The sequence below is a fragment of the Acinetobacter sp. C15 genome (genome assembly GCF_013420645.1).
GTDB lineage: Bacteria > Pseudomonadota > Gammaproteobacteria > Pseudomonadales > Moraxellaceae > Acinetobacter > Acinetobacter indicus.
Genome location: NZ_VOXR01000029.1, coordinates 15,259 through 34,214 on the forward strand (window position 1 = coordinate 15,259; position 18,956 = coordinate 34,214).

Genomic DNA, 18,956 nt, shown 5'->3' on the forward strand with positions numbered 1-18,956 from the left:
TGATAGATCAAAACAGAGAAAGCACAGCAGTAAAATCGTAAAAACCGCAGAAATAAGAACCGTTTTTGATAGTTACAAAATTCTAAATTTGCCGCTTTGTATGTTTGGGCTGATGAAAAATCAGACAAATGTGCGCAAGCAATTCTTTTTTATGTGGAAAAGTTTGAATCCAGAACTGTAAATGCACATGCTTCTCATTTTAATTATATAAAAATCATATATTTACACAAATTATCTTTTGCAACTTGGCTTGGCTTTCGCCATAATGAGCGTATTCGTAAGGGAGTAATGAAAATGCGTGGCAATCCAGAAGTCGTAGACTATTTAAATATGTTGATCGGTGGCGAACTGGCTGCTCGTGATCAATACCTGATTCACTCGCGTATGTATGAAGATTGGGGCCTGAGCAAGATTTATGAACGCATCGACCATGAGATGCAGGAAGAATCACAACATGCCGATGCCTTGATTCGCCGGGTTCTGTTCCTTGAAGGCACTCCGAATATGCAACGTGATGATATTGACGTTGGTACCGACGTGCTGTCCTGCTTAAAAGCCGATTTAAAGCTGGAGTATGAGGTACGTGAAAAACTGGCCCAAGGCGTCAAGCTGGCAGAAGACAAGGGCGATTACATCACCCGTGACATGCTGCGTCAGCAAATGTCAGATACCGAAGAAGACCATACCTACTGGCTGGAAAAACAGTTGTGTTTAATTGAACTCATTGGTTTGCAGAACTACATTCAATCGCAAATGTAAGCCCAACCCAACATTGACCCGACACTGGCCGGGTTTTTTTATGGCCAAGATTTGGCGATTTTGATGCAGTGCAGGCGTTGCTATTTTTACTATACTGCGACTAGATGGAAACAGAGACAGCACAATGCAGCAGCGTATACTTTTGATCACCGGATGGGGCGGAGGAACCGGCCTGTTACAGCCTGTACAACATAGCCTAATGCAACACGGCATTCAGGTCGATGTCCTGAACATTTTTAATGCGGCGGATCCGGTACAGTTCCAGCAGCAGCTGGAACGGGCCAAAGGCTATAGCGTGCTGATGGGCTGGTCTCTGGGTGGGCAGCTGGCAACCTTACTGGCCGATGCACTGGCGCAATCCGGACAGGCGCCGCAAGCGCTCATTACTTTGGCTTCGAATCCGTGTTTTGTTGCGCAAGACGCGTGGCCCCACGGGATGGTTCCCGAGACTTTTCAGCAGTTTAAACAGGGCTTTGCCAAAGATGCGGCCGCGACCTTAAAACGTTTTGGTTATCTGGTCTGTCAGGGTAGTGCCCAGAGCCGGCAGGATTTACAGAAATTACAAAGTTTAATCCAGCCGCAATCTCTAACCTTGTTAAAACAGGGATTAGCTTTGCTGGAACAGCTTAATCTGGTGACCATCTTAAAAAATTATCCGGCTCCACAATATCATTTGCTGGCACATGAAGATCAGCTGGTTCCTTGCCAAGTTGCAGAAGATTTACAGAATTTAGCTGCAAAAAATCTTCAGGTTGAGGTGGTTGCTGGCTCGCATGGTATCCCGCTATTTGAAACAGATGTGGTTACACAGAAAATTATTGACTATTTAGAGCAACTCTCCTGACCCTTCAGCGGAAATGATAATTCCCGCAATTTCTTTTTCTGTGTGGCGGGAGTAAGATTGAGCTCATGCAGATTTTAAACCAGACAGGGAGTCCGGGATGACCGATTTATTTGACCAGCAACATCTTTGGCATCCTTATACTTCCATGACCCAGCCACTGCCAACTTTCAAGGTAAAGCGGGCTTATGGCGCGACCATTGAACTTGCAGATGGCCGCTGCCTGATTGATGGCATGTCATCGTGGTGGTGTGCTATTCATGGCTATAACCATCCTGAACTGAATCAGGCTGTGACCGACCAGCTGCAGCAGATGTCACATATCATGTTTGGCGGTCTGACCCATGATCCGGCCATTGAGCTGGGCAAATTACTGCTGCAAATTACTCCGCCGAGTCTGGATAAGATTTTCTATGCCGATTCCGGTTCCGTGGCGGTTGAAGTCGCGTTAAAAATGGCGGTGCAGTACTGGACTGCGCAAGGCCAGCCACAAAAAACCAATTTTATTACTCCACGTTCCGGCTACCATGGCGATACCTGGAATGCGATGTCGGTCTGCGATCCGGTCACTGGCATGCATCAGATTTTTGGTTCAAGTCTGCCGAATCGCTTATTTGTACACGCACCACAAACCCGCTTTGATGAAGACTGGAACCCAGATGATATTGCCGATCTGGAACAGGCTTTGGCCCAGCATCAGCATACCTTGGCCGCACTGATTCTAGAGCCGATTGTACAGGGCGCGGGCGGTATGCGCTTTTATCATCCTGAATATTTGCGTCAGGCCAAGCGTTTATGCGAGCAGTATGGTCTGCTGCTGATTTTTGATGAAATTGCCACCGGCTTTGGTCGTACCGGCAAGTTATTTGCTTGGGAACATGCCGGAGTGGAGCCGGATATCATGTGTATTGGCAAAGGACTGACGGGTGGTTATATGACCCTGTCGGCAACTTTAACCAGCAAGCAGGTGGCAGACACCATCAGTCAGGGGGAAGCTGGCGTGTTTATGCATGGCCCGACTTTTATGGCCAATCCGCTGGCTTGTGCGGTGGCACTGAAAAGTACTCAAGTCTTGCTGGCACAGGACTGGCAGGCCAAGATTCAGCAGATTGAACAGCAATTGAAACAGGCTTTAACGCCACTGGCTCAGCTGAGCCATGTACAGGATGTGCGGGTGCTGGGCGCAATTGGGGTGGTTGAACTGACTACACCAGTCGATATGCAAAGCCTGCAGCAGCAGTTTGTACAGCGGGGCATTTGGGTGAGGCCATTTGGCAAACTGGTTTATGTGATGCCGCCGTATGTGATTTCAGCAGATGAACTGCACTACTTGCTGACCCAGTTGACCGAGGTGGTTCGCCAGATGCAGGAGAATGCCGCATGAGTTTGCTCGACCATTATGCCCAGCAGCTGGAACAGTTAAAACGCACTGCCAATTTGCGCCAGTTTCAGTCCAATCTGCAACATGGCCGCATGATTCAGATTCACGGGCAGCGCATGCTGAATCTGTCCAGTAATGATTATCTGGGGCTGGCCAGCGATGTCAGCTTGCGTGAAGAATTTTTTGACTTAACCCCCGCAGCCGAGCGCCGTATGAGCGCCTCATCGTCGCGTTTGCTGACCGGGAACTTCCGGGAATATGAGCAGCTGGAAACGAGTCTGAGTCAGGCCTTTGGCCGTGCCGCCTTGCTGTTTAACAGTGGCTATCATATGAATATCGGGATTTTACCGGCACTGGCCGACAGTAAAACCCTGATTCTGGCCGACAAGCTGGTCCATGCTAGCATGATTGATGGTATCCGTTTATCTTCTGCCAAGGCGGTGCGCTACCGGCATAATGATCTGGCGCATCTGGCCCGGCTGCTGGAACAGTATCATGACGATGCGCAAATTGAACGGATTATAGTCGTGACCGAATCCATTTTTAGTATGGATGGTGATGAAACCGATCTGGCGGCACTGGTGCAGTTAAAGCAGCGTTATCCGAAAGTGATGCTGTATGTTGATGAAGCACATGCTATTGGCGTACGTGGAGAGCGGGGGCTGGGCTGTGCAGAGCAGTATGCGGTGCTGGAGCAGATTGATTTTCTGGTGGGGACTTTTGGCAAGGCCTTGGCATCAGTCGGTGGATATCTGATTAGCCATCCGCTAATCCGTGACTATTTAATTAACCGCATGCGCCCGTTGATTTTCAGTACCGCGCAGCCGCCGCTGAATATGGCCTGGACCCGGTTTATGTTCCAGAAGATGTTGCAGATGCAAGCCCAGCGCCAGCATTTACAGCAGATCAGTCAGGAATTAAAAGTGCAGGTTGAAGCCAAAGGCTATGCCTGTCCATCGACCTCGCAGATTGTGCCGGTAATTCTGGGCGAATCGGAAAAAGCCGTACAAAAGGCACAGCAGCTACAGCAGGCTGGGTTTTATATCATGCCGGTACGTCCGCCGACCGTACCGCAAAACAGTTCACGGCTGAGGATTTGCCTGACCGCGCAGATTCAGTCCAGTGAGCTGGCGCAATGCGTGGCGCTGTTATGATGGACAAGTCAGCGATGTCTGTAAATAAATCGCAAGTGGCACGGCGTTTTGCCCAGGCGCATCACAGCTATTTGCAGCATGCGGTGATTCAGCAGCAGATTTGCCAGCAACTGGTTCGGCTGATGCAGTCACATCTAACCAGTCGAAAACTGGGACGGGTGTTTGAAATTGGCTGTGGTACGGGGGCTTTAACCCGTGCGCTGGAGCAGCACTTTCAGGTGCAGCAGTTGCTGCTCAATGACCTGTATCCGGAAGTCCAGCAGCAACCGTTTTCTACTTCCCGAACCGAATGGTGGATTGGCGATGCCGAGCAGATCGCTTTTCCAGAACAGCTGGATGTGCTGATCTCGAGTTCAGCCTTGCAATGGATGCAGAATCTGCAGCAGCTGTTTGCCAAAATCGCCCATGCTTTAAAGCCTTCGGGTTATTTATGTTTTTCTAGTTTTGGTCCGGACAATCTCAAGGAAATTAAAGCCCTGACCGGGCAGGGGCTGGATTATTTCAGCCTGCCGGAACTGCGCCGCTGTCTGGAGTCACAAGGCTTCGAAATTGTGTATTTGTCTGAAACTGTCAAAACCCTGGCTTTTGAACATCCACGTCAGGTATTGCAGCATTTAAAAGCCACCGGGGTCACGGGTACCGCTTCCGGGCACCGCTGGACCAAACACAGTTTGCAGCAGTTTTATCAGGCCTATCGGCAGTTTTCCCGGCTGAATGTGGCCGGCCAGCAGGAATATCTGCTCAGTTATCATCCGATTTATTGTATTGCACGGAGCACAGGCTAATGGCACAGATCTATTTTGTCAGTGGAATTGATACCGGAATTGGCAAAACCTATACCACCGGTTATCTGGCCAAGGTCTGGAGTGCTGAAGGACAGCGAACCATCACCCAAAAGCTGATTCAGACTGGCAATACTGATATTTCGGAAGATATCCAGCAACATCGGGAGATGATGGGCTGTGGCTGGTTGCCTGAAGATGACAGCAAACTGACCATGCCCGAAATTTTCACTTATCCGGCATCGCCGCATCTGGCCACCAAAATTGATGGCCGTGAGATTGATTTCAATAACATCCGTCAGGCGACAGAGCAACTGGCAGCGCGTTTTGATGTGGTACTACTGGAAGGCGCTGGTGGCCTGATGGTGCCGCTCACCACGGAAATGTTAACGATTGATTATATTGCCGAGCAGCAGTATCCGGTGATTCTGGTCAGTTCAGGACGTCTGGGTAGCATTAACCATACCTTATTAAGTCTGGAAGCGTTGATGGCGCGAGGGCTGTCGCTGTATGCGCTGGCCTATAACCTGAAAGATGAATCACAAGATCCGCTGATTTCTAAAGATACCGCTGAGTATTTAAAAACCTATTTGGCTCGGCATTTTCCAGAGGCAAAATGGATTGAGATTCCAGTTTTGGATTAAAACTGTGATAAAAAAAGCCACTCAATTGAGTGGCTTTTTGCTGGGCAGTTTAAAACTTTCTAAAGCTTTTGTTGCCAAATGGTTTGCGTGGCGCATGTTCATCACGCTCTTGACGGCCAAAGCTGTTGCCATTTGGGTTATCACGGCGGGCAAAGTGTGTGCCATTCTGGTTTTCACGACGTTCACGATTGCCAAAGTTATCATCACGCGGGCCGCGGGTTGAAGACGTTGGCGCTGCTTCATTGTCACGGCGCTGCTGACGCAAGAAACCACCGCGACGTGCTGCCATCGGTTTTTCCTGCATACGTTCATTACGGCGTTTAGCCATACCGTACAGACCGGTTCCCTGACGTGGTTTCAGCTCAACCGCTTTGGTCAGGTTGTCAATGTCGTTCTTGTCCAGTTCCATCCAGCGGCCAGTACGCAGTTCACGTGGCAGAATCACGGTACCATAACGGGTACGTAGCAGGCGGCTAACTTTTAAGCCCTGAGATTCGAAAATACGACGTACTTCGCGGTTACGACCTTCTTTTACCACCACCTGATACCAGCGGTTGATACCATCACCACCAATTTCAGAGAAGGATTCAAACTTGGCCGGGCCATCATCCAGTACCACACCACGCAGCATGTTGTTACGGATTTGTGGCGTGACTTCACCCATTACACGGACCGCATATTCACGCTCAATTTCATTGGATGGATGCATCAGGCGGTTTGCCAGTTCGCCATCATTGGTGAACAGTAACAGACCGGTCGAGTTGATATCCAGACGGCCGACCATGACCCAGCGATCATTGGCGATTGATGGTAAATGATCAAATACGGTCGGGCGTTGTTCCGGATCGTTACGTGAACAGATTTCACCTTCCGGTTTGTAGTAAATCAGCACACGGCGACGGATTTCATCTTCAATCTGGAAGCTGACTTTACGACCATCGATACGAAGCTCATCGTCTGGTTCAATACGCTCACCCACCTGGGCCACTTGGCCATTGACACTTACACGACCAGCGGCAATGACTTCTTCCATATAACGGCGAGAACCCAAACCAACGCGTGCCAGTACCTTTTGCAATTTTTCACTCATGACAGCATAACCTTAGAAATTATCATCAACAGTTCACCTATTCACGATCTCGGTGCCTGGGCATCGAGGTGCATGAAAGCTTCCTTGGCATCCTGCAGGGGAGGCAATTGACCGACAGAGGTCAGGCCAAATGCATTTAAAAATTGTGGCGTTGTGACTAACAACGCGGGTCTTCCAGGGAGTTCCCGGAAACCGGATTCCTTAATCCAGTTCCAGTCAAACAACGTTCTGAGAATCTGACTGTTGTTTGATACTCCGCGAATCTGTTCAATATCTGCTCGGGTCACCGGTTGATGGTAAGCAATCACAGCCAGTGTTTCGAGTAAAGACGGGGATAAACGGGTTGGTCGTTCCGGCCAGGCCTGTGCAATCAGGGTACGATATTTGGCCCGTACCTGAAAACGGAAACCTTGCGCAGTTTCAACCAGTTCAATAGACCGGCCATGTTGCAGCATGGCTAGTTGTTGTAAAAAGACTTTTAATTCTGCCTTACTATAGCGTGCCTGAAATGCTTCTTTCAGACGTGCCAGCGATACCGGTGCATCACTGGCAAAAATAATGGCTTCTAGCTGCATCAGCACTTCATGATGCTGTTCATCACTGGACATGTTAAGGGTTTGCTCTGACATTAGGCCTGTGCTCCCTGAATGGCCAGCGGTGCTTCGACACCACTGGCAACAATTGCCACTTTTTGCTGACGGGTCAGTTCCAGAATCGCCATAAAGGTCACGACCATGCCCATACGGCCCTGGCTCGGCTTGAGCAGCTCGGCAAACGCTAGCACTTCACCGCTTTGCAGCTTTGCTTCAATATAGGCAATCCGTTCTTCCAGTAACACCGGTTCCTGCTGAATTTGGTGAATCACCGGTTCAGGGCGGTTAAATACACAAAATAGCGCATCACGTAACAGGCTGGCCTCATGACCCTCATTACTATACGCCACTTGGCCCAGGCTGACATGGGTATTAAAGGTATCACGCTCTAACACCGGCATTTGCCCCAGACGTTCAGCCGCCTGTTTAATACGTAAATAATTTTCCAGCCGGTCAATCAGTTCCTGCTTCGGATCTTTTTCCAGCTCGCTGATGGCTTTGGGTTTCGGCAGCAGCAAACGCGATTTTAAATCGGCCAGCAGGGCAGCCATCACCATATAATCTGCGGTTAGCTCAATATTCAGGGATTTCATCGCATCCATATAAGCCAAATACTGAGAGGCAATCGGTGCGATATCAACCTGTAGCAGGTCAAAGCCGTTTTTTTGAATCAGGTAAATCAGAAAGTCGAGCGGGCCTTCGAAATGCTCTAACAGAATTTCAAATGCTGCAGGAGGAATATATAAATCCTCAGGAATCGTCTCTTGCCACTCATCCAAAACGCGGATGTGCGGGACTTGGTCCATAGCAGGATGCACAGATTGATTCATTACAGTTTTAGGCCACGCGAATTTTCAAAGGCATGAAAAGAGCTTTACATTCGATCTCACATCGAAAAGAAAGCATGGAGTTAATTGCGCGTAGTTTAATGGAAATTGACCATGAAATAAATTACCCAAATGACTAAAAGCGAAAAAAAGCAAAAGTAGATGGCAATTCTGCAGCGAAAAAGCAGGAAAAATCACGTTCAATACAGTAGAAGATATGGCCTAAAAGCGCATACAGATAAGGGTTTTAGCAAGAAAAGCTTAACTCCGATCAAGCACGTGATAAAGCGGACTGCTCAAGCTGTTCCAGCAGTTGCTGACACATTTCACGGCTGCACAGGTTCTGGCGGCCTAATCTTAAGGACAGGATATAGGCCTCTTCAACACTCGACAGCAGATGATATGCCTGTTGTTCGATAGAGAACACGACAGCCGGGTTGGGCATTGCATCCAGCAGCAGAGCCTCAGCTTCCAGAGACCAGGGTTGGGTCGCATAGATTAGCTGGCTTTTGGGAAACTCGCGAAGGTTGAGCAACAGATAAAATAAATCCATACCGTTTCCTCCTGAGGTGGCGCTGAGCGCCGTTATTCAAACGCACTCACATCACCAATACCACGACGGATAATTTCCGGCTGATCACCAGATAAATCGACAATACTGGTGGTGGTTAAAGTCCCCAGGCCACTATCAATAAACACATCAATACGTTTACCAAGTTGCATTTCAATATCATAAGGATCATCCAGTGGATCATCCTGCCCCGGTAAAATCAGGGTGGAGGTCAAGAGCGGTTCATCCAGCTCTTTCAGTAACATTTGGCAAACCGGATTGCTCGGAATACGCAGGCCAATGGTTTTCTTTTTCGGGTGCATCAGACGGCGCGGCACTTCACTGGTGGCCGGTAAAATAAAAGTGGTCACTGCCGGGGTATTGTTTTTCAGCAGGCGATACATGGCATTATCGACCTTGGCATAAGTGGCAATATCGGACAGGTCACAACATAAAATTGCATATTGATGTTTAGGACCAAGACCACGAATCTGGGCAATCCGTTCCATGGCTGCTTTATTCCCAATCTGGCAGCCAATGGCATAGGCTGCATCGGTAGGATAGACCACCACATCGCCGGCACGAATCCGTTCTACTGCCTGGCTAATTAAACGGGGCTGAGGATTTTCAGGATGAACTCTTAAATGCAGCATATTCTTTTCTCCTGATCTGATGATGATTCGCTTTTCAGACCATTGTACAAAGCTCTGTATATCCAGAGCGTTGATTTATGTAATTTAATCAAGCATTTCTCTTGCAAATTCATCGCTATGTAAGCTTTTGCCATGCCGGGTACATAAACAGATACAGTCAATAAAGCGTTTGGCATCGCGTGGCAGTTTGGCTTCACCACGAAAATAACGCTGTACCTGGGCATAAACATTGTCTTTAAAGCAGGCACCATCGCCGCCTTCACCGGTCAGGTTATCTAAAGAAACCCGGAATTTGCGTCCAAATGCAGTGGCAAACATCCATTCAATGGCTTGCGGCTTGATTTCGACCTGCTCAAACAGGGCCTGCTGCTCAGCCGTGCGGCCATCCGGAGCATACCAGTAGCCTAAATCGGGCTGTTTACGGCGTTCCTCACCGGCAATGGTCCAGTGACTGATTTCATGCAGGGCACTGTTAAAGAAACCATGCGCAAACTGGATGCGAGCAGGGGTGTCTGCGGTGACGGGAAAATACTCCGGTTCAAAATCACCACGCACCAGGTTGACATTGTGGTGGGAAAACCAGTGATTAAAGTGTAAGATGAGCCAATCGACGTATTCTGATTCTGTCGATAATTTCAACCAGTCCGAGAGTTGCACTTGGTCAGGTGAAATGTCAGAATCGAGCGTTGAAAGTGTGCTAACGAGTGATGAAACATTCACTTCTGTTTGCGGCTGCAACAGATGCATGACTTAATTTACCCAATTGGTCTGTCTAAATAAGTACAAAATTGTATCTTAATCTTTGACAGAGTACTGATGAATTTGTAGAATTGCCGCCTTAATTATGTCAGCAAATACCTTTCCGGCACAGATTGAGCCGTTTAAATGGGCTGAACAGGGCTTTACATGGTCAGGTACCCTGCCATTGTCTCGCTTTGCTCGTATTGCTCGTGAAGCTGTTGGATCAATTGATGATCAATTGATTAACATAGACTGTAAGCTATCAATGGATGCCTATCATCGCATTGCATGGCTAGATGGTCACGTTGAAACACAAGTTCCAATGGAATGCCAGCGCTGTCTGGATACTGTGGAAATTGACCTTGTTTTAGACTTCCATTTAGCGCTTGTAGATGATGAGTCACTGATAGAGCGCTTGGATGAGGATGCTGATTTCATTGTTCTGGGTGAAAGTGAAGCAACCAGCAAAGGTGATTATGATTCACCGGCGACGGCTGATTTACTCGCACTTATAGAAGATGAACTGTTATTGTTGCTGCCTTTGTCGCCTAAGCATGACGCTTGCGAACACAAGCATCAACCTGCCGTTCAGAACGATGTCGAAGAAAAACGGGATAATCCGTTTGATGTTTTGGCAAGTTTGAAGGGTAAACTTAACTAAAAATTATGTTATAATTTTGCGTTAAGACAACTGAATTTGTTCTGATCCATTTTTTCGATCTTTGTAAGGAGCCATCATGGCCGTTCAGCAAAACCGTAAAAGTCGCTCTCGCCGTGACATGCGCCGTTCACATGACGCTTTAACCGAGAATGCATTAACTGTAGACCAAGCTACTGGTGAAACTCATCGTCGTCACCATGTATCTAAAGATGGTATCTACCGTGGTCGTCAATTATTCGCTAAAGCAGCTGATGCTGAATAATTGTTGACAAGCATTAAGCGTCAAGCTTAGTGGAAAAAATGGGAGCGTAAGCTCCCTTTTTTTGTTGTTTTTCGCAATTACTTCGCCCGAAAAATAGTGTTAAATTTTCGCACCAACGATCAGCTTACATAAAAAAGAACTGTTGAAGGGGCGTACCCTGTTTAAAACAGCTCTACACGAAAGGATTTTTATATGTCTGCTACACGATTCGAGCAAGCGACAAAAACTGCATTTGTGTTTCCTGGACAAGGTTCACAAAAAGTCGGCATGCTGGCAGAACTTGCAGAACAGTTTGCTGGTGTGCGTGAAACTTTTGCGGAAGCATCGGCCGCAATCGGTTTTGATTTATGGCACATTGCGCAAAGTGGTGAAGGTTTAGATCAAACAGAATTTACCCAGCCGGTTTTATTGACCGCCAGTATTGCATTGTGGCGTGTCTGGCTGGAGCTGGGTGGTGTAGCACCCAAATATCTGGCTGGCCACTCTCTGGGCGAATACAGCGCGCTGGTAGCGGCTGGTGCGTTATCACTGGGTGATGCCGTGAAGCTGGTCAATCTGCGTGGCAAACTCATGCAGTCGGCTGTGCCACCAGGCCAGGGTGCTATGGCGGCCATTTTGGGTCTGGGAGATGCCAAAGTGATTGAACTGTGTGCGCAAGCTACCGCACAAGGCACCGGTTCAGTTGAAGCAGCCAACTACAATGCCCAAGGTCAGGTGGTAGTTGCTGGTGATAAAGCAGCGGTAGATGCAGTCATCGCACTCGCCAAAGAAAATTCAGCCAAAGCTATTGCGCTTCCGGTGTCAGTGCCATCGCACTGTTCACTGATGAAACCGGCTGCAGAACAGTTCGCACAAGCTTTGGAACAAACTGCCATTGAGCTACCAAGCATTCCTGTAATACAAAATGTGGGCGCAGCTGTAGCAACTGATGTTGCTCAATTGCGTCAGGCTTTGACTGCTCAATTGTATCAGTCTGTGCAATGGACAAACACCATGCAGTACCTGCAAGACCAGGGCATTCAGTACATTGTTGAATGTGGTCCAGGAAACGTATTGGCGAACCTTGCAAAACGCTTACCTCACATAGAAAAAGCATTCCCGATTGACAGTAACAGTCGTCTGGAGGATGCCTTAAATGCCATTTTAGTGGCTGAAGGGAAAATTGCATGACACAAGAACGCAAAGTCGCATTGGTGACAGGTGCAAGCCGAGGGATTGGTGCAGCCATCGCTCAGCAGCTTATTCAAGACGGTTATTTTGTGGTTGGGACAGCAACTTCTGAAGCAGGTGCAGAAAAACTAAGCACAGGCTTTGGTGAACAGGGTGCGGGTAAAGTCCTGGATGTTCGTAATGGCGAGGCAATTGATGCGCTCATTTCGGACATCGAACAAAACTATGGTCCGGTACTGGTCTTGGTGAACAACGCTGGTATTACCAAAGATAATTTGTTACTGCGTATGTCTGAAGATGACTGGGATGATATCCTCAACATCCATCTGAAAGCCGTTTACCGTTTGTCTAAACGTGTACTGAAAGGCATGACCAAAGCGCGTTTCGGTCGCATTATTAATATTAGTTCAGTGGTGGCACACTTTGCCAATCCGGGACAGGCCAACTACTCTGCGGCCAAAGCAGGGATTGAGGCATTTAGCCGCAGCCTGGCCAAGGAAATGGGCAGCCGTCAAATTACAGTCAACTCTGTTGCACCCGGTTTTATTGCAACAGAAATGACCGAACAGTTAAGTGAAGAAATTCGCAAAAAAATGAGTGAGCAAGTGGCATTAAACCGTTTAGGTGATCCACAAGATATCGCCAATGCAGTGAGTTTCTTGGCTTCTGACAAAGCAAGTTACATCACTGGTACAGTGTTACATGTAAATGGTGGTTTATACATGAATTAAGCTCATGTATAAACTTTCAAAAACTTATAGATTCAATTAAACTAACGGCATTAAAAACGCCACAAGCAATGAGGAGAATTCCTGTGAGCGATATCGAACAACGCGTTAAACAAGCGGTTGCTGAACAACTTGGTCTTAAAGCTGAAGAGATTAAAAACGAAGCATCTTTCATGGATGACTTAGGTGCAGACTCTCTGGACCTGGTTGAACTTGTAATGTCTTTCGAAAATGATTTCGACATCACAATTCCCGATGAAGATTCAAACGAAATTACAACTGTTCAATCTGCAATTGACTATGTGACTAAAAAACTTGGTTAATTAAAGATTTTTAGCAGATGCTAAGAAAAACCACCCTTTTGGGTGGTTTTTTTATGGCAGGCCGAAATTACATAAGCTTACTTTTATCTAACCAAGCGCAACGCTCTCCTGTGTATTTTTTCGTTATAAAAAGAAAGCACGCAATTCCAAATGATTGATAAAAATCAATTGCATCAAATAAAAGCTGGAGAATAACAATGGGACTTTTTGATTTTGTAAAAGGTATTGGTAAGAAAAATACTGCCCCGGCAGAGCAACAACCGGCTGCACCGGCGGCGCCAGCAGAACCGTCTGCACAGGAAATGGCCAATAAATTATTGGGACATATTAAATCTTTAGGCTTGCCAATTACGGGCCTTTCTGTGAACTATAATGGCAAGACCGATTTAGCCACGATTAAAGGACAGGTACAAAGCCAGGCTGATCGTGAGAAAATTGTACTGGCGGTGGGCAATATTGATCATGTTGCGCAAGTGGATGATCAGATGACCGTGGCAACACCTGAACCAGAAAGTAAATTCTATACAGTTAAATCAGGCGATACCCTGTCTAAAATCTCAAAAGAATTTTATGGTGATGCCAATCAGTACAATAAAATCTTTGAAGCCAACCGTCCTTTGTTAAAAGATGCGGATGATATTTTCCCTGGACAGGTGTTACGTATTCCGGCTTAAAGATTCAGAATTTTTATAAAAAGACGCGTATCGCGTCTTTTTTGTTTTTTAATAATCTTCAAATACTTAAAAAGAATTAATGTAACTTTTTTTATTTATATTTATCTTGTTTGTAATTGTGTGTATTTGCTGTATAATTTTTAACATTTTCAATACAATAAGTTAATTTATGTGATGTGATTAAAATAAATAAAAGTGATGGTAATTTTGCATTTGTTTGGTTTAATTGATAATTATGTCTCGTTTTAAAAAAATAATTAAAACAAATGCTTATCACATTCTAAATTTTAGTTTTTAAATCCGAGTATTTTGATAAGAAATATTAATCAGTATGTTCTGAGTATAAACTAGATAAAAATGCCAACTCTTGCTAAGAAGAATAATAATTTCAAAACCTAACTTTACATAAAGATACGATCATAAAAAAGGAAGAGGGTATGCCAAATATAGCGGTTACTTCGAAAGAGACACAGCAGTTATTGCTGTCTGCTGATACGAATACGGTTACTTTATCTGAAAACTCTGTTGTCAAGATTGATACAGCAATTGAGGATGTGGCGAGTATTACTCGAGAGGGAAATGCAGCAATAGTGAACCTGAAAAATGGCGAAAAGGTAGTGATCGAAAGCTATTTTGATGACCCATTAGATAGCCATCATATTGTTTTTGATAATGGAGAGCAGCTGTATTGGGCAGAGTTCGCAAATGCTGCTGGCGAGATCCTTCCTACAATTAAATATCATTTTATCGAAACGATTAGTCCACTGTTATACGCTGATACACTTGCTGCCCTGATGCCTTGGGTCACTGGAGCTGTAGCTGCAGGAGCGACTATTGCTGCGGTAGGTTCAGATTCTGATAGTGCATCATCAAATACACCAGTAGATTCTACAGCTGCAGAACAACTAGTGATTGCAGCAGAAGAGGCTCAACAGGCTGCAGAAGATCTATTAAATCAGGCGCAAGAAGATGGCTTGATTACCTCAGAAGAACAAGCGCAGCTTCAAGATGCGGCAGATGCAGCAGCAGAAGCCAAAGATACTGCGCAAGATGCAGTCACAGCCTTGCCTGAAAGTGCAGATAAAGAAGAGTTGCAAGATCGACTCGATAATCTTGAAGGGATTAGCGTACCGCCTGTTACTGATGCGGATGGTAATGGTAAAGATGATGCAGTCGAAGCAGCGGAAGCCTTGGTCCAAGATGCAGAAGACAAACAACAAGCAGCAGAAGATCTATTAAATCAGGCGCAAGAAGATGGCTTGATTACCTCAGAAGAGCAAGCGCAGCTTCAAGACGCGGCAGATGCAGCAGCAGAAGCCAAAGATACTGCGCAAGATGCAGTCACAGCCTTGCCTGAAAGTGCAGATAAAGAAGAGTTGCAAGATCGACTCGATAATCTTGAAGGGATTAGCGTACCGCCTGTTACTGATGCGGATGGCAATGGTAAAGATGATGCAGTTGAAGCAGCGGAAGCCCTGGTGACTGATGCTGAAAATGCACACCAGGCAGCAGAAGATGTAATTGCAGGTGCTCAAGAAGATGGCCTGATCACCCCAGCAGAACAGCAAGCGATTCAAGATGCGGTGGATGCAGCAACTGAAGCTGAACAAACGGCACAAGACGCTGTGACTGCGTTACCAGAAAGTACAGACAAAGATGGTCTGCAAGATCGTCTGGATGCCTTGACGGATCTTGAAGTTCCAGCGGTGAATGACCAAGACGGCAATGGGATTGACGATGCAACGGACAGCTTAATCGCGGATGCAGAAGCGGCGGTGGCTGCAGCGGAATCAGCTTATGCCGAAGCCGAGCAAGCGATTGCTGATGCGGATACAGATGGTAATGGTCTCATCACACCAGCAGAGCAGGCAGTTGCCCAGGCTGCGATTGATGAAGCTGCCGAACTAAAAGCCATCGCACAAAATGCAGTAAATGCGTTACCGGCAGAAGTACAAGTTGAGAAAGACGGGCTACAAGAACGCGTAGATGCCTTGACTGAATTGCTTGCCCCTGTGGTCACAGATGCAGATGGTGATGGTGTAATTGATGACTTAAACGGATTAATTGCCAGTGCAGAAGCGGCGGTGGCTGCAGCGGAAGCAGCGTATACAGCGGCAGAGCAAGCCCTTGCCGATGCACTTTCAGATGAAGCTGTCACACAAGACGAAGTTGATGCCTTAACGGCAGCACGTGATGCAGCGCAAGAGGCTAAAGCTGATGCACAAGCAGCAGTAGATGGCATTGTTGCGGATTATCCAGTGCAAGCAACAGGCTTCCAAGATCGTTTGGATGCGTTGACGGATATCGAGATTCCAGCGGTGAATGATGCCAATGAGAATGGCATTCCAGATGATATTCAAGATGTAGCCGATTTGGTTACAGCAGCGGAAGCAGCGTATACAGCGGCAGAGCAAGCCCTTGCCGATGCACTTTCAGATGAAGCTGTCACACAAGACGAAGTTGATGCCTTAACGGCAGCACGTGATGCAGCGCAAGAGGCTAAAGCTGATGCACAAGCAGCAGTAGATGGCATTGTTGCGGATTATCCAGTGCAAGCAGCAGGCTTCCAAGATCGTTTGGATGCGTTGACAGATATCGAGATCCCTGCGGTGAACGATGCCAATGAGAATGGCATTCCAGATGAACTTCAGGCGATTGCTGACCTGGTACAAGCTGCAGAGCAAGCCTATACCGCTGCAGACACAGCGCTTGCAGAGGCGCTTGCAGATGAAGCGATTACGCAAGCAGAAGTGGATGCCTTAACCCAGGCACGTGATGCTGCACTTGAAGCGAAACAAACTGCCCAGCAGGCTGTTAATACGATTGATGACAGTCAATATCCAGTGCAAAAAGCAGGTTTCCAGGACCGACTTGATGCCCTGACAGATATCGAGATCCCTGCGGTGAACGATGCCAATGAGAATGGCATTCCAGATGAACTTCAGGCGATTGCTGACCTGGTACAAGATGCAGAGCAAGCCTATACCGCTGCAGACACAGCGCTTGCAGAGGCGCTTGCAGATGAAGCGATTACGCAAGCAGAAGTGGATGCCTTAACCCAGGCACGTGATGCTGCACTTGAAGCGAAACAAACTGCCCAGCAGGCTGTTAATACGATTGATGACAGTCAATATCCAGTGCAAAAAGCAGGTTTCCAGGACCGACTTGATGCCCTGACAGATATCGTGATTCCACCAGTCAAGATTGCTCTAGATGACAATGTAAATCTAGATATGGGTAATGAAATCACAACAACCGAGCCAGCTGTTGTTGATGAGAATGTTCAAGTGATTAATTTACTTGAATCAACTGGCGGTGCGGATGCCGGAACAGAAGTGGTACTTTCTGGCTCTACAAATAGCCTTGCAATTTCAATTTCACAAACATCATTACTTGCAGTGGCAGATGCTTATCGTGTTGATGTTTTAGATGAAAATGGCAATATTGTGTATTCAGCAGTCACCCAAGACTCTGAATTAGTTGGTGATGTAGCTGGGCTGGGGATATTAGGGATTACAGGAGATAATACCTTAACTGCAACAGTATCTGATTTGCCAGCAGGTACTTATCGTGTTGTAGTGAGTAATGATGCAGGCGCCTTAACTAATCTACTTGATACTGATGGTGGTGGTATTTCACTTCAAGAACTCGGTGATGCAGGCGTGTTATTAGGTGCCGATAATCAACAAGTTGTTCTTGATGCTGTAAATAATGCTTTAGGTGGTGGTGCTATTGCAGCATTAGTCACAGAGGTTATCTTACCGCCTGTACTTACATTAGTGAATGGCCTACCTGTAGATGAACTTGTTGGTGCATTAAACGACAGTTTATTAAGTAATGCTGATGCAATTTCTTTACTTGGCTTCAGTGTAACCGGTTTGTTAGATACGATTGTTGATGCAGCAGCAACCGCACTACTTTCAAATACCCTGACTTTATTGCAGGAAACTAGCATTACTACCCAAGTGACTTCAACGACATTTGAAAATTACTCTGTCGATAATAATGTTTTAACCAATGATGAAAATCCTGAGCTAGCAACAGTTACTCATATTCAATTTGGAGACGGTGCACCGCAAGAGGTGACTACGGGCGGTGTAAGCATTAACGGAGAGTATGGGGTTTTAACAATTTTCGCTGATGGTTCATATGAATATATTGGAAATGGTGATTTTGAATCTATCGGAAAATCAGAAGTATTTACTTATACAATATTAGGTGCGGATGGAGTAACGACTGATAGCGCAACTTTAACTATTAATATTTTGGATGATTATGCACCGGATGCTCCTGTGATTAATCCTGTAAGTGCTACAGGAGATATTACAGGTACAGCAGAAGCGGGCTCAACAGTGGTTGTAACTGATGAGAACAACAATGAAATTGGCAGAACAGTCGTAAGAGCTGATGGTTTGTGGTCAATCACAAATCCAGGCTTAACAGATGGGGCAGTACTTAATGTTATAGCAATTGATGCTGCTGGTAACCCTTCTCAAGCCGCAAGTACAAGCATTGATGCCCAAGCACCAATAACAACTCTTGTGACAAATACAACGGGTGATAGTACGCCAACTTTACAAGGTACAATTGATGATCCGACAGCAACAGTTGTTGTGACTGTGGATAGTATTAATTATACCGCAGTGAATAATGGTGATGGTACATGGACACTTGCCGATGGCCAGCTTCCAGAATTAGCTGATGGTAGTTATAACGTTACTGTGCAAGCTATTGATGCGGCAGGTAATGAAAGCACAATTACAGAAAGTTTAGTGGTTGATGCGGTTTTATTTGCCAATGACGATTTAAATAATGTGAATGTACTAGATAGCGTTTTGGAAGATAACTTAAATGGCGTAACTGGTTATACATTTGGGTTGCTTAGTACCGATGTGTTATCGGGGGTAGTGGATATAAATATAGCTACTAATGGCTTTAAATTTACAGTGAATGGAGATACTACCCAAGATATTTCTATTGATGTAAGTGGTAATACGGTAATCCTCCCATAAATAACCGAAGTTAAAAGTAGAGGTTAAGCAGCCATTAGAGGTGGCTTTCCTTTGTTAGCTTGATGTGGTCTTTCATGGTTGTAATGCCACAACCAGTTTGTTGCATAATCT

General features: G+C 46.3%; 19 protein-coding genes. 13 read left to right on the forward strand and 6 right to left on the reverse strand.

The annotated features are described in order from the left end of the window. The first annotated feature begins 294 nt into the window (after nt 1–294). From bfr to bioD, 6 genes are all read left to right on the forward strand, one after another. Nucleotides 295–759, forward strand: a complete 465-nt coding sequence (gene bfr, locus FTT63_RS11120; RefSeq protein ID WP_180192283.1) for a bacterioferritin — start codon at nt 295–297, stop codon at nt 757–759. Between the two features lie 124 nt (nt 760–883). Next, nucleotides 884–1,603 (forward strand): alpha/beta fold hydrolase, encoded by a 720-nt coding sequence (locus FTT63_RS11125; protein ID WP_180192284.1) that lies wholly within the window; start codon nt 884–886, stop codon nt 1,601–1,603. Between the two features lie 97 nt (nt 1,604–1,700). Next, entirely contained in the window at nt 1,701–2,984 is a 1,284-nt protein-coding gene (bioA, locus tag FTT63_RS11130; RefSeq protein WP_180192285.1) for an adenosylmethionine--8-amino-7-oxononanoate transaminase, read from the forward strand. Further along, entirely contained in the window at nt 2,981–4,135 is a 1,155-nt protein-coding gene (locus tag FTT63_RS11135; RefSeq protein ID WP_180192286.1) for an 8-amino-7-oxononanoate synthase, read from the forward strand. The genes bioA and FTT63_RS11135 overlap by 4 nt, the downstream gene beginning before the upstream one ends. Continuing rightward, nucleotides 4,117–4,920 (forward strand): malonyl-ACP O-methyltransferase BioC, encoded by an 804-nt coding sequence (gene bioC / locus FTT63_RS11140; RefSeq protein ID WP_225876406.1) that lies wholly within the window; start codon nt 4,117–4,119, stop codon nt 4,918–4,920. Before FTT63_RS11135 ends, bioC begins: the two co-directional genes overlap by 19 nt. Further along, a complete protein-coding gene (bioD, locus tag FTT63_RS11145; protein WP_005175948.1) occupies nt 4,920–5,561 on the forward strand; it encodes a dethiobiotin synthase in 642 nt (213 codons plus the stop codon). Before bioC ends, bioD begins: the two co-directional genes overlap by 1 nt. Before the next feature lie 49 nt (nt 5,562–5,610). Here bioD and rluB read toward each other — a convergent pair whose 3' ends face one another. The 6 genes from rluB to FTT63_RS11175 all read right to left on the reverse strand — a co-directional run bounded on the left by rluB (nt 5,611) and on the right by FTT63_RS11175 (nt 10,021). Further along, nucleotides 5,611–6,651, reverse strand: a complete 1,041-nt coding sequence (gene rluB / locus FTT63_RS11150; protein ID WP_127798709.1) for a 23S rRNA pseudouridine(2605) synthase RluB — start codon at nt 6,649–6,651, stop codon at nt 5,611–5,613. Nucleotides 6,652–6,692: 41 nt separating this feature from the next. Beyond that, nucleotides 6,693–7,259, reverse strand: coding sequence for an SMC-Scp complex subunit ScpB (scpB, locus tag FTT63_RS11155; protein ID WP_370459243.1), 567 nt, complete (start codon nt 7,257–7,259; stop codon nt 6,693–6,695). Nucleotides 7,260–7,279: 20 nt separating this feature from the next. Next, nucleotides 7,280–8,074 carry a ScpA family protein gene (locus FTT63_RS11160; RefSeq protein ID WP_016659867.1) on the reverse strand — a complete coding sequence of 265 codons (795 nt, stop codon included), beginning with the start codon at nt 8,072–8,074 and terminating at the stop codon, nt 7,280–7,282. A gap of 268 nt (nt 8,075–8,342) precedes the next feature. Then, entirely contained in the window at nt 8,343–8,624 is a 282-nt protein-coding gene (locus FTT63_RS11165; RefSeq protein WP_163146077.1) for a hypothetical protein, read from the reverse strand. A gap of 32 nt (nt 8,625–8,656) precedes the next feature. Then, the gene (locus FTT63_RS11170; protein WP_016659869.1) at nt 8,657–9,274 is read right to left on the reverse strand and encodes an L-threonylcarbamoyladenylate synthase; all 618 of its coding nucleotides are present in this window, start codon (nt 9,272–9,274) and stop codon (nt 8,657–8,659) included. A gap of 84 nt (nt 9,275–9,358) precedes the next feature. Beyond that, nucleotides 9,359–10,021, reverse strand: a complete 663-nt coding sequence (locus tag FTT63_RS11175; protein WP_168396987.1) for an elongation factor P hydroxylase — start codon at nt 10,019–10,021, stop codon at nt 9,359–9,361. Nucleotides 10,022–10,118: 97 nt separating this feature from the next. Between FTT63_RS11175 and FTT63_RS11180 the strand changes: the two genes are divergently transcribed. From FTT63_RS11180 to FTT63_RS11210, 7 genes are all read left to right on the forward strand, one after another. Further along, nucleotides 10,119–10,676 (forward strand): DUF177 domain-containing protein, encoded by a 558-nt coding sequence (locus FTT63_RS11180; protein ID WP_005175975.1) that lies wholly within the window; start codon nt 10,119–10,121, stop codon nt 10,674–10,676. 76 nt (nt 10,677–10,752) lie between these two features. Beyond that, the gene (gene rpmF / locus FTT63_RS11185) at nt 10,753–10,938 is read left to right on the forward strand and encodes a 50S ribosomal protein L32 (RefSeq protein ID WP_005175977.1); all 186 of its coding nucleotides are present in this window, start codon (nt 10,753–10,755) and stop codon (nt 10,936–10,938) included. A gap of 192 nt (nt 10,939–11,130) precedes the next feature. After that, the gene (gene fabD, locus FTT63_RS11190; RefSeq protein ID WP_180192287.1) at nt 11,131–12,108 is read left to right on the forward strand and encodes an ACP S-malonyltransferase; all 978 of its coding nucleotides are present in this window, start codon (nt 11,131–11,133) and stop codon (nt 12,106–12,108) included. Next, nucleotides 12,105–12,839, forward strand: a complete 735-nt coding sequence (gene fabG, locus FTT63_RS11195; protein WP_045796367.1) for a 3-oxoacyl-ACP reductase FabG — start codon at nt 12,105–12,107, stop codon at nt 12,837–12,839. The genes fabD and fabG overlap by 4 nt, the downstream gene beginning before the upstream one ends. 83 nt (nt 12,840–12,922) lie before the next feature. Next, complete coding sequence (gene acpP / locus FTT63_RS11200) at nt 12,923–13,159, forward strand: acyl carrier protein (protein ID WP_001279871.1); 237 nt, start codon at nt 12,923–12,925, stop codon at nt 13,157–13,159. Between the two features lie 197 nt (nt 13,160–13,356). Beyond that, complete coding sequence (lysM, locus tag FTT63_RS11205; RefSeq protein WP_005175989.1) at nt 13,357–13,833, forward strand: peptidoglycan-binding protein LysM; 477 nt, start codon at nt 13,357–13,359, stop codon at nt 13,831–13,833. A 437-nt stretch (nt 13,834–14,270) separates the two neighbouring features. Beyond that, a complete protein-coding gene (locus FTT63_RS11210; RefSeq protein WP_180192288.1) occupies nt 14,271–18,845 on the forward strand; it encodes a BapA prefix-like domain-containing protein in 4,575 nt (1,524 codons plus the stop codon). Nucleotides 18,846–18,956: the final 111 nt, after the last annotated feature.